This window comes from Pseudomonas akapageensis, assembly GCF_011355085.1.
GTDB lineage: Bacteria > Pseudomonadota > Gammaproteobacteria > Pseudomonadales > Pseudomonadaceae > Aquipseudomonas > Aquipseudomonas akapageensis.
In genome coordinates this window covers 97,147-111,413 of sequence record NZ_VXCP01000014.1, presented here as the reverse complement: position 1 = coordinate 111,413, position 14,267 = coordinate 97,147, and the positions used below count along the sequence as shown (strand labels likewise).

Annotated in this window: 12 protein-coding genes; 2 read left to right on the top strand and 10 right to left on the bottom strand. The window is 58.6% G+C overall.

Features of this window, described 5'->3' with window-relative positions; all coding sequences use genetic code 11:
• Positions 1-45: 45 nt before the first annotated feature.
• The 8 genes from F2S13_RS11320 to F2S13_RS11285 form a co-directional block, all read right to left on the bottom strand.
• Positions 46-1,629, bottom strand: coding sequence for a peptide chain release factor 3 (locus F2S13_RS11320; protein WP_166360713.1), 1,584 nt, complete (start codon positions 1,627-1,629; stop codon positions 46-48).
• A 100-nt stretch (positions 1,630-1,729) separates the two neighbouring features.
• A complete protein-coding gene (locus F2S13_RS11315) occupies positions 1,730-2,059 on the bottom strand; it encodes an XRE family transcriptional regulator (protein ID WP_166360711.1) in 330 nt (109 codons plus the stop codon).
• Entirely contained in the window at positions 2,043-2,420 is a 378-nt protein-coding gene (locus F2S13_RS11310; RefSeq protein WP_166360709.1) for a type II toxin-antitoxin system RelE/ParE family toxin, read from the bottom strand. The genes F2S13_RS11315 and F2S13_RS11310 overlap by 17 nt, the downstream gene beginning before the upstream one ends.
• Before the next feature lie 172 nt (positions 2,421-2,592).
• Entirely contained in the window at positions 2,593-4,971 is a 2,379-nt protein-coding gene (locus F2S13_RS11305) for a TonB-dependent siderophore receptor (protein WP_166360707.1), read from the bottom strand.
• A gap of 201 nt (positions 4,972-5,172) precedes the next feature.
• Positions 5,173-6,159, bottom strand: coding sequence for a FecR family protein (locus F2S13_RS11300; RefSeq protein WP_166360705.1), 987 nt, complete (start codon positions 6,157-6,159; stop codon positions 5,173-5,175).
• 17 nt (positions 6,160-6,176) lie between these two features.
• On the bottom strand, positions 6,177-6,677 hold the full coding sequence (locus F2S13_RS11295; protein WP_166360703.1) for a sigma-70 family RNA polymerase sigma factor: 501 nt from the start codon (positions 6,675-6,677) through the stop codon (positions 6,177-6,179).
• Between the two features lie 81 nt (positions 6,678-6,758).
• Positions 6,759-7,517, bottom strand: coding sequence for a hypothetical protein (locus F2S13_RS11290; RefSeq protein WP_166360701.1), 759 nt, complete (start codon positions 7,515-7,517; stop codon positions 6,759-6,761).
• Between the two features lie 111 nt (positions 7,518-7,628).
• Positions 7,629-8,078, bottom strand: a complete 450-nt coding sequence (locus tag F2S13_RS11285; protein WP_166360699.1) for a hypothetical protein — start codon at positions 8,076-8,078, stop codon at positions 7,629-7,631.
• 699 nt (positions 8,079-8,777) lie between these two features.
• On the opposite strand from F2S13_RS11285, the gene F2S13_RS11280 reads away from it, so the two are divergent.
• Complete coding sequence (locus F2S13_RS11280; RefSeq protein WP_166360697.1) at positions 8,778-9,941, top strand: type III PLP-dependent enzyme; 1,164 nt, start codon at positions 8,778-8,780, stop codon at positions 9,939-9,941.
• A gap of 224 nt (positions 9,942-10,165) precedes the next feature.
• Here F2S13_RS11280 and F2S13_RS11275 read toward each other — a convergent pair whose 3' ends face one another.
• Together F2S13_RS11275 and F2S13_RS11270 are read right to left on the bottom strand one after the other, a co-directional pair.
• The gene (locus F2S13_RS11275) at positions 10,166-10,924 is read right to left on the bottom strand and encodes an SEL1-like repeat protein (RefSeq protein WP_166360695.1); all 759 of its coding nucleotides are present in this window, start codon (positions 10,922-10,924) and stop codon (positions 10,166-10,168) included.
• 3 nt (positions 10,925-10,927) lie between these two features.
• Entirely contained in the window at positions 10,928-11,608 is a 681-nt protein-coding gene (locus F2S13_RS11270; RefSeq protein WP_166360693.1) for a Fe2+-dependent dioxygenase, read from the bottom strand.
• A gap of 217 nt (positions 11,609-11,825) precedes the next feature.
• Between F2S13_RS11270 and F2S13_RS11265 the strand changes: the two genes are divergently transcribed.
• A complete protein-coding gene (locus tag F2S13_RS11265; RefSeq protein WP_166360691.1) occupies positions 11,826-14,156 on the top strand; it encodes a TonB-dependent receptor in 2,331 nt (776 codons plus the stop codon).
• The last annotated feature ends 111 nt before the right edge of the window (positions 14,157-14,267 follow it).

Genomic DNA, 14,267 nt, shown 5'->3' with positions numbered 1-14,267 from the left:
CCTCGTTCCCACGCGGAGCGTGGGAACGAGGACTGAGGCGGGCGGTTAGTGGTGCTCGCGAGTAGCGCGGAATTTCACATCCGGCCAACGCTCTTCCATCAACGCCAGGTTGACCCGCGTCGGCGCCAGGTAGGTCAGGTGACCACCGCCGTCGAGCGCCAGGTTCTCCACCGCCTTGACCTTGAATTCCTCGAACTTCTTCTTGTCGTCGCAGGATATCCAGCGAGCCGACCACACGGTGATCGGCTCGTAGGCACACTCCACCTTGTATTCTTCCTTCAGGCGGCTGGCGACCACATCGAACTGCAGCACACCCACGGCGCCGAGAATGATGTCGTTGCTGCGCTCGGGGAAGAACACCTGGGTCGCGCCTTCTTCGGCCAGTTGTTGCAACCCCTGCCGCAACTGCTTGGACTTGAGCGGATCCTTCAGGCGCACGCGACGGAACAGTTCCGGGGCGAAGTGCGGAATACCGGTAAAGCCCAGCACTTCGCCTTCACTGAAGGTATCGCCGATCTGGATCGTGCCGTGGTTGTGCAAGCCGATGATGTCGCCGGCGTACGCCTCTTCCAGCTGCTCACGTTCGGAGGAGAAGAACGTCAGTGCATCGCCGATCCGCACGTCCTTGCCGGTACGTACGTGGCGCATCTTCATGCCTTTCTCGTACTTGCCCGAGCAGATCCGCATGAACGCGATACGGTCGCGGTGTTTCGGGTCCATGTTCGCCTGGATCTTGAACACGAAGCCGCTGAACTTCTCTTCGACCGGTTCCACGGTACGCTCGTTGGCCACCCGTGCCAGCGGCTTGGGCGCCCAGTCGACCACCGCGTCGAGCACGTGATCGACACCGAAGTTGCCCAGTGCAGTACCGAAGAACACCGGCGTCAGCTGGCCGTCCATGAATTCCTGCTGGTTGAATTCGTGGCAGGCGCCCTGCACCAGCTCCAGTTGATCGAGGAAACGATCGTACTCGTCACCCAGGTGCGCGCGCGCTTCAGGGGAGTCGAGCTTCTCGATGATTTTCACTTCGGTACGTTCGTGGCCGTGGCCGGCGGTGTAGACGATGATGTAGTCGTCGGCCAGGTGGTACACGCCCTTGAAGTCGCGATAGCAACCGATCGGCCAGGTGATCGGCGCAGCCTTGATCTTCAGGACCGCTTCGATTTCGTCCAGCAACTCGATCGGGTCGCGGATATCGCGGTCGAGTTTGTTGATGAAGCTGACGATCGGCGTATCGCGCAGGCGGCAGACATCCATCAGGGCAATGGTACGTGGCTCTACACCCTTACCGCCGTCGAGGACCATCAGTGCCGAGTCCACCGCTGTCAGGGTGCGGTAGGTATCTTCGGAGAAGTCTTCGTGGCCCGGGGTGTCGAGCAGGTTGATCATGTGCTCGCGATAGGGGAACTGCATCACCGAGGTGGTGATGGAGATACCACGCTGCTTCTCCATTTCCATCCAGTCGGACGTGGCATGGCGGTCGGACTTTCGCGATTTCACCGTACCGGCGACGGCAATGGCCTTGCCCATCAGCAGGAGCTTTTCGGTGATGGTGGTTTTACCCGCATCCGGGTGGGAAATAATGGCGAAGGTGCGGCGTTTCGCGACTTCGGCGGCCTGGTTGGTCATGGGAAATCGCCTGGCAGGTGATTCAAAAAGGGCCAGTATCATACCCGAAGTCGTGAGTGGACCAAAGTCCAGGGGTCTGGACGGTCGTTTGATCGTTTTTCTAGTCGTGTTGCGTTTTCAGATCGCGAAAGCCTTCAAGCTTCACCGGGCCGCGGTCGGGAAGTCGAGCTATCAATTCCAGGGTCCCGCCCATGGCCTCGACATAACTGCGCAGTGTGGAAATCAGCATATCGTCACGCTTCTCTACTTTGGAAACATTAGCCTGTTTGATATCGAGAAGATCGGCCATCGCCTCTTGCGTGAGTTTCAGATCCTTGCGCAATTGTTGCAACGTCATATGCTCCTGAATCAACTCATGGCCGCGCTGCTCGATCCTCTCCCTGCGCGAAGCCGGGAGCGCATTCATTACTTGGTCAAGTGACTTGGCCATTGACCTGCTCCTCCTTCAATGCCGCTAGATGCCGATCAAAACGCACATCTGCACGCTTGATCAACGCTCTGTAAAACCTGTGCTCGCCGACGCCTGCCTTGTCAGCCGCCACCAGCACGATTGCCTTGCGATGCGGGTCAAAAGCGAAAGCTACACGCCAGACGCCACCGTCCGCCTTGAAACGCAGTTCTTTCATATTGCTATGTCTTGAACCGTTGAGCGTGTCTGCATGCGGGCGCCCGAGATCCGGCCCGAACCTCTCCAGTACCTTGAGCTGCGCCAGCAGCTCGTCCTGCACAGCTTCGACCATTACCTCGAAGTCAGGTACGAACTCATCGCACAATTCGACAAGCCATCTCACCAAACAATACCCTTAAAGGACTATTCCATCAAGCGACTAACTTGAGGCTACCGGTCAATCCTAACCACGCACCACGGCCCTCGTAATGAGAGCACATCGCTACGCTGCGCCTGAATCAACCGGTAGTGCCGTCAGGAAATTCAGCCTTCTGGGCTACCACACCTCCTTGAACTCAGAACCCGACGCTGGCCTGCACGAAGAACGTCCGTGGCTCCCCAACGTAGATCCCCGAGTTGTTGTCGCTCGAGCGAGTGAAGTACTGCTTGTCGAAGATATTCTTGACCCCTGCGCCCAGCTTCAGGTTGGACAGCTGCGGGCCGAAGTCATAGCCGCTGCGGGCGGTCCAGGTGACGTAGCCCGGGATATCGCCGAACTGGCCATCGGCGCTCGGTTCGGTGATGTAGTTGCCGTTGAAGCTGCCGTCGGCGTTCATGCCGGTACCTGGCGCGCGCTGTTTTGATTGGGCGAAGGCGTCGAGGTTCCAGGTCCAGCGGTTGACCTGGTAGCGCAGCCCGGCGTTGAGCACCTGGCGCGAATAGAACGGCAGGTCACGCCCCTTGAACCCGGGGATGTCACCCTCGTAGGTGGCGCGGGTGTAGGTGTAACCGGCGTTGGCGGTCAAGCCCTCCAGCATTGGATTCAGTGCCGCCAGGTCGTAGTGCGCCGACGCTTCGATACCCTGGTGCTTGGTCGCGCCCAGGTTGGTCCAACCGATGTCGTTGCTGATGAACTGAAGCTCATCGTCGAAGTCGATGTAGAACGCCGTCAGCTCGCCACCCCAGGTGCCATTGTCGTAGCGCGTCCCCAGCTCATAGGTCTTGGCCTTTTCCGGTTGCAGGCCATTGGCTGTCTCATTACCGACCCCGCCCTGGCCCAGCTGGAAGTACTGCAGGCTGCCAAACGAAGTTTCGTAGTTGGCAAACAGTTTCCAGGCCTCAGAGACGTGGTACATCACGCTCAGCGCCGGCAGCGGCTCATTGCTGTCGATGCTGCGATTTTTCTCCTGGACCGGCACGCCATTGGTCCCGCGCACGGGGCGATCATGCCAGTCGGTGTTGATCCGCTCGAAGCGGATGCCCGGGGTAACGGTCCAGTTGCCGATATCGATCTTGTCATCGATGTAGAAAGCACTGGCTTCGGTACCGCCGGTGCGGTCCTGGAACACATGGCCATCGGAGGACGGCGTGACCGTCGGCGTGTTGTTGATCAGGGCCAGGCGGCTGCTCTGTTCATGCATGGCCTCTTTGAGGTAGCGATAACCGACGCTGGCCTCCTGGGTGGCTGGGCCGGTAAAGAAGATATGCGAGACCCGGGGCTCGATGCCGAAGGTGTGATAGTTGCGCGGGTACGACACCAGGGTTTTCTGATCGCGCGCGGCGATGGTGCTGCCACGGAAGCTATCTGTGTAGTAGGTCAGGACCTCGAACTGGGTCGCATCGTCGATCTGGCGCAGGTACTTGAGGGACACATCCTTGCGCCGGCCACTGAAGTTGTCGTAGTCCCGGTCGGATTGAAACGGATCGGCGTCGTACTGCGCCTGGGTCAGGCCGCCGGGCATATCGGCCGTGGCGTCGTAATAGTGGAAATTCAGCGAAAGATCGTCGCTCTCAGTCAGCGCCCAATGGGTCTTGAGCAAGACATCGTCGATGTCATTGCCATTGTTGCTGCTGCGGTAGCCGCTGCCATTGACGCCGGAATACAACAGGGCAACGCCCAGGCCGTTGTCGGCCGTGCCGCCGGCAAATACCGAATTCAGATACTTCCAGCCGCCGTGCTGGGAGGTTTCCAGCGTCGTGCCGATCTCAGCGGTGGCCTTTTCGGGAATTGCCCGGGTGACGAAGTTGATCACCCCGCCGACGTTCTGCGGCCCGTAACGAACGGAGCTGGCCCCACGCACCACATCGATGCTGTCCAGGTTGCCCGAGGAAATCGGCGCCATCGACAATTGCGGCTGGCCATAAGGCGCAACCGCTGCCGGCACGCCATCGATCAACACAGTGGAGCGTGGCGACAAACGTGAGGTCAACCCGCGCACGCCAACGTTCAGGGAAATATCACTGCCACCGGTGCCGTTGGATTCCTGCACCTGGACACCCGGAACCGTGCGCAACGCATCGCGCACGTTCATCGCGCCTTCTTCGATCATGGCTTCACGCCGGACCACCGTACGGGCACCCGGATGGTTCTGCACCAGACTCTCTTCGGCATTGTCCAGCCAGTCGCCAACCACCTTGATGTCCATCGGTGCGATCTCCATGGTGCCGCCGGAGTTCAGCCCCGAGGTTTGCGCCTGGGAATGCAGCACCACGGTGCCTTCGGACATTTCATAAACCAACCCGCTGCCCACCAACAGCGCCTGCAGGGCCTGCTCCGGCGAGAGATTGCCCGATACCGCCGGTGCCTGCTTGCCAGCGACCAGCTCAGGGCTGAAGAAAAGTTGCAGCGACGTTTGTCGACCGAGCTGACTCAGGGCCGTGCTCAGCGATTGAGCCGGAATCTCGATCGGTGCAGGCGTTTGATCGGCGTGACCGACAGCCGCGCCGCCGCTCATGGCCAATGCCAACACCCAGGGTAGCCAACGTGATTGAGTCGATGAACGCGAGACTGCGCGGACGGCTGAAGATAACGCAGCGGGTTTATGGTTTTTCACTTCGAAGAATTGTCCTGATGATTCAGTGGTCTCAAATGCAACTGGAAATGCCAAGCAATTGCAGTTGCGAAAGAAGACGAACAACTGAAAAAAAACCTGAATCTATCGGGCAATAATTTCTGTCGAGCCGTCGGCGAGCGTCTGTACCTTCACCGGCAGGATGCTTGGCAAGACCCGTAACAGGGCATCGGTATCGTCGGCCTTGAAGACACTGCTCAGGCGCAGATTGGCGGCCTTGCCGGCGGCCACCGAGACCGGCTTGTCACGGTAGCGCGACACTTCCAGCACCACTTCACTGAGCGGCGCATCGTTGAAGACCAGCTTGCCGGAGCGCCACGCCGTGAGGTCATCGGTGTTCACCGCATAGGCCGCAGCCACATCGCCCCCGGTGCTGATGCGCGAACCGAGACCGGCAGTGAGTGTCACCGGCGCCCCCTGCCCGCCTTCGCGACCTTGCACGCGCACCGTGCCGGATTCGACCGCGACGCGGGTTTGCTCAGGGTCACGGCGCACGTCGAAGCGGGTCCCGGTCACAGTCACCGAGCCCCCGCCGGCCTGCACCACAAAGGGCCGGGCACTGTCGTGCTCGACACTGAACATGACCTCGCCCTGCTGCAACTCGATCGAGCGCCGACGTGCCTCGAAGTGCACGTCGATTCGGGTGCGGCCGTTGAGATCCAGTTTCGAGCCATCGGGCAGGACCACTTGCCGCCGCTCGCCCATCGCCGTCTGGAAACTGGCCTGGTAGTCACTGGCACCCTGCTGCCAACTCCACAGCCCCGCACCTATCGCCACTACCATGAAGCTCGCGGCCACTGCATAGCGGCGCCAGGCACGGACAGGCAACTGCGGCACCGGGTCCGGCTCGCACAAGGCTTGCAGACGCGCACGCGACAGCAGGTCCGTGGCATTCCAGACATGCTGCAGCAGTGCGTATTCGTGGCGATGTTGCGGGTGCTCGGCCAGCCAGGCGTCCAATGCCGTACGCTGCTCAGGCTCGAGCGCACCGTCCTGCTCGCGGGCGAACCACCAGGCTGCGCGCTCGCTGACAGCTTGTGTCCCGCAGGGGCATTGAGCATTTTCCTTCATGGAATCTTCTGCCTGACTCATTTCGTGGGCACATCCATTTGCTCACGCAAATGCCGGAGCGTGCGGATCATATACTTTTCGACCATGTTCTTGGTCAGCCCCATGCGTTCGGCGATTTCCGCCTGGGTCAAACCTTCCAGCTTCTGCCAGATGAACACTTTGCGGCAATTGAGCGGCAACTGGGCCAAGGCGCGCTCAATGGTATCGGCAAGTTCGATGGCGTGCACGAAAGCCTCCGGGTCACCGCTGTCGGGTTCGCAAAATTCGACCGTCTCCTGCTCCAGCAGTGCGCGGCGATCTTCGCGGCGATAGCTGTCCACGGCGATATTGCGAGCGGTTCGATGCAAATAGGCACGCGGCTGCTCGACGGCCACCGGGGCGGATTCCAGCACCCGCACAAAAGCGTCATGGGCCAGGTCCTCGGCCTGCTGACGGTTGCTCAGCCTGCGAGTCCAGGTTCCGATCAGCTCTTGATAGTGATCAAGGAAGCCTTTGTCGCGAGGCGATTTGCAGGTCATCGGCGTGCGCTATGGGGGAATGGTGCGAATAGTAATGTTTCTTATTAGCGTGCGCAATCGACCGTACGTCGCCTGAGGCCCTCAGCTCTTGGGTTCACTGAAGGCGCTTCGATCAAGAATTTTATCCAGTACGCTCTGTGGGCTGCCGCGTCCTTCAGCCGAGTGTGTCCAATAGTTGAAGTCCAAGTCTATCCATCCTTGCAACTGGGCTCTGTAACTGCTGGGGTACTGCACCTGCTCGATACCGGGCAACGATTCATAATGATCAAGTACAGCAGAAAAAAAGTTGGTGAGTTTTCCTGTGGCATTAATTTCATCCCACGCCCTGGCTACGACCTTTTGACGCCATGTTGACTCTTGGTCAAACGCCTCACTCCACGCGGCTCTTCGTTCATTGACTGTGAAGGCTCCGCTCGTATCATAGGTAATCAATGCAAGTTGATGTCGTGACAGACCTGCAAAAGGGTTCGCCCCGTTGCCGCTAACGTGCTCCGTTGCTTCTCTGGCGCGAGCCAGAAGCTCAGGATCATCTGTATTCGGAACTTCAGCATCATGATGGGCTTTTTTGGCAAAGTAGTCGTCCCCCGTAATTTGGCCAAGCAATCCCACAGCCTTCATGCCAAGTTCTTTCCTACTCAAAGAAGCATCACGCACTTCGGCCCGCGCGGCACTTTCACTTAATTGCTGGGCAAGCGAAGAAATAGTGCTAGAGCCTTCGGTTTTTTTTGCACCTTGATCTACCGCACCAGCGCTGGACCTCGCAATTGCTTGAGTTGAAGATGCAGAAACATTGGCAGCTTGGCGATTAACGAGCATAGACAAACTTGCTAAAGTTATCATGATGACACCTCTTTTTATTAAAGCTTCCCGGGAGTGCGTCAGGCCACCTAGCCAATCATCCATGGCAAATTGTGGCCTGAAGCGAACGCACCATGAGGCACGCCTTGCGTATTACTTCATCGTATATTCGACTGACCAATCGTACGTTGTTGCGTTCCGTGCAGTAGTCTTCGCCGTACAGGTTGCTCCACCGCTAGGGGTAGCGGTGTTTTTCCACTTCGGCACTTTCGAGCCCAGCGCTCCTGGCGCAGCAACAAAAGTTGTATGAAAAATGCAGGTCTTACCACCTATCGTGTAGCGCAAACTAGCGTAGTTGGCATCCGGGGAAATATTGCTCTGCACAGTATAACTATCAACACCTCCACTCTTGACTGAAGCATGAGGCTTCGATTTCGCATTGAGCTGAGTAGAGAGCTCATTTTTCGTGACGGGTTTGTAAAGCGCGTCAGCAGCCCCAAAATTCTTGAATGTCACTGAGACTGACGGGCCAGCCTGAGCCGAACCCGCAGCAGTGACCGCAGTGATTGCCAGCGTTATTAATTGTGACCTTGATACATCCATGAATGTTAACTCCCTTATCGCAAATATTATTATCGAGCCAAAAGCCCCTGAACTGAACGCAGCGTCAAAAAACCTGTCATTGGATCTATTGTTGTTGGTGCATTTGCTTGGCGTGGTTTTGTTCAGGACGATTTAATGGTAAATGATGGCCTTTACACATGCATCCGAGACCACTGCAAGTTGCTTCCGCTTACAACGAAAGATATTTCTGACAACCTCAGTAAAAGGCAAACGCTTAACCCATTCGCGCAACGAGTTTGCTCATCCAACCGGTCTCTGGTTTCTTCCAAACACTGCCTGGTGCAAGCAGTTGTCTGATCCGAGGGACGACCCCCGGTCGTCGAATTTCCATCCAGCAACCCCCGGCTGCGGGGAACGTCAGCCTGTCATCAAGGTCAGTTAAACCAGTACCTGACCCTGCTCCCGCGACGAGCGCGTGTAGAAATGCGACATTTTTTGTTGATCTCAACGCTCTCAGGTCCTAAAGTTCGCGCCGAACGTCCATGCTGGAAACGATCCATCCGGCTCAAGTACTGACGACGAGACAGCAAGGTCACCCGTAACGCCCGGTTCAGAGGGCACGGATGACCTTTTTGCTTTCGGCGACATGCCTTGGGAAGTAGGCGAACCAAAGTGGGGATACGGAGGGCGTTCATTTGCAGCCACTTATTTTTTCAGTTTGCCCATGGAGTCCCTAGCATGTCGATTCAGGTCGAAGACTATTTCGCGCGTGATACCTTCAAGAAAATGAAGGCGTTCGCCGACAAGCAAGAAACCCCGTTCGTACTCATCGATACCCAGATGATCAGCCAGGCCTATGACGACCTGCGCGCCGGTTTCGAATTCGCCAAGGTCTACTATGCGGTCAAGGCCAACCCGGCCGTCGAGATCATCGACCTGCTCAAGGAAAAAGGCTCGAGCTTCGACATCGCCTCGATCTACGAGCTGGACAAGGTCCTGGACCGCGGCGTCAGCGCCGATCGCATCAGCTACGGCAACACCATCAAGAAATCCAAGGACATCCGCTACTTCTACGAGAAGGGCGTGCGCCTGTACGCGACCGATTCCGAAGCCGACCTGCGCAACATCGCCAAGGCCGCCCCGGGTTCGAAAGTCTACGTACGTATCCTCACCGAAGGCTCGACCACGGCCGACTGGCCGCTGTCGCGCAAGTTCGGCTGCCAGACCGACATGGCCATGGACCTGCTGATCCTGGCTCGCGACCTGGGCCTGGTGCCTTACGGCGTGTCGTTCCACGTGGGATCCCAGCAGCGCGACATCAGCGTCTGGGACGCGGCCATCGCCAAGGTCAAGGTGATCTTCGAGCGCCTGAAAGAAGAAGACGGCATCGAACTCAAGCTGATCAACATGGGTGGCGGCTTCCCGGCCAACTACATCACCCGTACCAACAGCCTGGAAACCTACGCCGAAGAGATCATCCGCTTCCTCAAGGAAGACTTCGGCGACGACCTGCCGGAAATCATCCTGGAGCCGGGCCGTTCGCTGATTGCCAACTCCGGCATTCTGGTCAGTGAAGTCGTGCTGGTTGCGCGTAAATCGCGTACCGCCGTCGAACGTTGGGTCTACACCGACGTGGGCAAGTTCAGCGGCCTGATCGAAACCATGGACGAAGCCATCAAATTCCCGATCTGGACCGAGAAGAACGGTGAAGTGGAAGAAGTGGTCATCGCCGGCCCTACCTGCGACAGCGCCGACATCATGTACGAGAACTACAAGTACGGCCTGCCGCTGAACCTGGCCATCGGTGACCGCCTGTACTGGCTGTCGACCGGCGCCTACACCACCAGCTACAGCGCTGTGGAATTCAACGGCTTCCCACCGCTGAAATCCTTCTACATCTAAGCGTTTACTTTACGCAGGATGGAAAAAGCCCGGGCACTGACCCGGGCTTTTTTATGCCTGCCGCAATCAACTGTAGCAGCTGCCGTCAGGCTGCGTCCGCGCGCGTAGCGGGCGCTGGATTTCGAGATTGTTGGAGGTCCTGCGGACCTCGACGCAGCCTTACGGCAGCTGCTACAGGGTCCGCCGTTTGCCACGAAGACCCCGCAATTTCGCAAAGGACCTGTCTATGCCTGGCGTTCGAGCTCCAGCAAGCGCGTCCTATAATCCTCGGCAAGGGCGCGAATTTGCGCGTGGCCGGCCTGTAACAGTGCCTGGCTGCTGACCCGCAGGAAATTCACGTTGCCCTCTGCCAGCGCCTTGCGCAGCCAAACGATGGCCTGCTCGATATGTCCCTGGTCGACCAGCACGGCCGCATGGCTGAACTGCCCACGAAAATCCCCGGCTTCGGCCGAACGCCGGTACCAGTCGGCGGCGGCGGCCCGGTCAACGGCACAATGCAGTCCCTCTTCCAGATAACGCCCCAACAGGTTCATGGACTTGGCATGGCCCATTTCGGCTGCCCGGCGATAGCAGGTCAGTGCCAAGCCATTGTCCTGGGCAATACCACGGCCCGTCGCCAGGAGATTGGCAAAGTTGTACAGGCCCCAATCCAACCCGGCTTCGGCCGCAATACGGTAGTGCTGCGCCGCCGCAGAGGCGTTCGCCGCCCCACCCCAGCCATGTTCCAGACAGCGCCCGAACATGTTGCGGGCCATCGCATCGCCCTGGTTGGCCGCGATCTCGAACCAGCGCCGGGCCAATGCTTCATCCCGTTCGATGCCATGCCCGTCGAGCAGAATTTGTCCCAGCAGGGTCTGGGCCTGAACGACATTCTGCGCAGCAGCGGCAAGAATCCCCTGCGCGGCATGGGCCGGACTTTTCCCGAGCATCGCGGCAAATTGCTCGCCGTCGAGCATTTCCTTGTGTCGCAGACGGATTCCCACGACCTAGACCTCTGCCCAGCGACGCAACAGATTATGGTAGGTGCCAGTCAACTGAATCAGCGCCGGATGATCCGGCACGTCCCGGGTCAGGTTCTGAATCGCCCCATCCATCTCGAACAGCAGGGTACGCTGGCTGTCTTCGCGCACCAGGCTCTGCGTCCAGAAGAACGAGGCATAGCGCGCGCCCCGGGTGACGGCATTGACCTTGTGCAGGCTGGTACCGGGGTACAGGACCATGTCCCCGGCCGGCAATTTGACCCTTTGCAAACCGAACGTGTCCTGGATTTCCAGTTCACCGCCGTCGTAGTCATCCGGATCGCTGAAGAAAACGGTCGACGACAGGTCAGTGCGCACCCGTTCGTGGCTGCCCTTGGGCTGGCGAATGGCGTTGTCGATATGGAAATCGAAATTGCCCCCTTCCCGGTAGCAATTGAGCAGTGGAGGGAACACCTTGTGCGGCAAAGCTGCGGACATGAATCGCGGGTTGGCCCACAACCGCTCGAGCATGGCCGCGCCGATTTCCTTGGCCAGGGGATGCCCTTCGGGCAGCTGCAGGTTGTGCTTGGCCTTGGCCGATTGGTGACCGGCAGTAATCTTGCCATCGGCCCAATCGGCCTGTTCCAGAGCTTCGCGGATGCGCAGCACTTCCTCGCGAGAAAACAGGCCGGGAATGTGTAACAGCATGGCGCGGCACCTGAGAACAAAAAAGATGCCAATGATATTGATTCTCAGTGACTACGCACAAGCCCTTGCGCCATTTGTAGCAGACGAAAAAGAAAAATCACTCAACCGAATGTGTAAAGAATGTAAATAGAACGCAAATAGCAATGCATCTCAATTGATAGGGATACACATTTACCCTATATTCCGCGGCCTTCAAACCTTGGGGAGAGGTCCTACAATGTCGCGCCAACTTGTCTCACCTGCTACTTCACCACGCCTGCTTGCCTCTGCAATCGGCATGGCGATTACAGCCACGTCTGCACCACACCTGGCCTACGCAGCAGATGCTTCGAGCAAAGACAAGGCCATCGCCCTGGATGCCACCAGCATCACCGGCGAAGCGCAGCAGGAAAGCACCGATTACAAGGTCGACAAGGCTTCTTCGCAGAAATACACCGAGCCGCTGGTAGACACCCCTCGTTCAGTGACCGTGATCCCGCAGCAAGTGATCAAGGACACCGGTGCCCTGACCATGCAGGACGCGCTGCGCACCATCCCAGGCATCACCTTCGGCGCCGGTGAAGGCGGCAACCCGCAAGGCGACCGTCCGTTCATCCGTGGTTTCGACGCCCAGGGCGACACTTACCTGGACAACGTGCGCGACACCGGCTCCCAGACCCGCGAAATCTTCGCCATTGAATCGATCGAAGTGAGCAAAGGCCCGAACTCCGCCATCGGCGGCCGTGGCGCAGCCGGCGGCACCATCAACATGGTGAGCAAGAAGGCGCACCTGGGCGACTCGTTCGACGGTGGCTTCACATGGGGCTCCGACCAGACCCAACGCTACACCATCGACGGCAACTATCAGTTCACTGACAACGCCGCTGGCCGTCTGAACCTGCTGAGCCACCAGAGCAACGTCGCCGGCCGCGACAGCGTGAATTACGATCGCTGGGGTGTCGCCCCATCCCTGGCGTTTGGCCTGGGTACCGAAACCCGCCTCAACCTCGATTTCTACCACCTGGAAAGCGACGACCTGCCGGATTCGGGCATTCCTTACTCCATCCCTACCGGCCTTGCGCCGGCTCGCACCAAGGCCAATCCGGACAAGCCTGACGACGGCGGCGACAGCAGCAACTTCTATGGCCTGACCGATCGCGACTTCCGCAAGACCCGCGCCGATATCGCGACCATCGCCATCGAGCACGACCTGAGCGAAGCGCTGACCGTCAAGAACACCCTGCGTCACGGCAGCACCATGCAGGACTACATCCTGACCCAGCCAGACGACAGCAAGGGCAACGTCAATAACGGTAGCGTCTGGCGCCGGGCCAACACCCGTGTCAGCAACACCAGCACCACCACCAACCAGACCGATCTGTTTGGTGACGTCTACATCGCTGGCTTCAAGAACAGCTTCTCCACCGGTATCGAGTTCACCCGTGAAGAAGGCGAGCGGTCCTCGTACAACGTCAACACTGACACCACACCGGCAACCCCGGGCGGAACGCCTAGCACCAACTGCACACCGGCAATGATCGGCGCGCCGAGCGGTTTCAACTGCACCTCGCTGTCCAACCCGACGCCGAGCGATCCGTGGAACGGTGCAATCTCGCGCAACTATGCCAGCATCGACACCGATGCCAACACACGTGCCATCTACGTGTTCGACACCCTGGAACTGTCGTCGCAATGGCTGGTGAACATGGGCCTGCGTTATGACCATTTCGAAACCAAGTACCGCTCCCGTGCAGCTTCCGGCGCGACTGTCGTGACCAACGGAGTACCCGTCAAAGGCGAAGACACCAGCGAGTTCGTCACCGGTCAGTTCGGCGTCGTCTACAAGCCAGCCGAAAACGGCAGCATCTACGCGTCCTACGCCACCTCTGCCACGCCACCAGGCAACTCCCTGGGTGAAGGCTCGGAGATCAATCCGCTGGGCGGCACACCGGACCGTAACGGCAACCTGCTCAAGAGCGACATGGAGCCGGAAACCACCAAGAACTACGAAATCGGTACCAAGTGGGACCTGCTGAACGAGCGCCTGTCGCTGACCGCCGATATCTTCCGCACCGAGAAAGACAACGCCCGCGTTCAAGTCGATAGCACCTCGTTCGAAAACGCCGGCAAAACCCGCGTTCAAGGTATCGAGCTTTCGGCCAGCGGCAAGCTCACTGACAAATGGCAGGTCTTCGCCGGCTACGCCTATATGGACAGCGAGCAAGTCGATGGCGGTCCGCTCAGCGTTACCAATGGCAACGAACTGCCTAACACGCCGAAAAACAGCGGCACCCTCTGGACGACCTATCAGGTCACGCCGAGGCTGACCATCGGTGGTGGCGCGTTCTACGTCGATGATGTGTTCGGCAGCGTAGCCAACACCACCATGGTTGATTCCTATGTTCGTTACGACGCCATGGCCGCCTACAAGCTAAGCAAAAACGTCGACCTGCAGCTGAACGTGCAGAACCTGACCGACGAAACCTACTACGACAAGGCCTTCTCCACCCACTTCGCCAACCAGGCGCCGGGTCGTACGGCATTGCTGAGCACCAACTTCCACTTCTGATGGAAGCGTAAAACCGAGCCCCGTTCATTTACATGAGCGGGGCTTTTGTGTGTAAAAACGAATGCTTCTCGACAACTCACGGCATAATGCGCGCCGTGACGATTTTTTTCC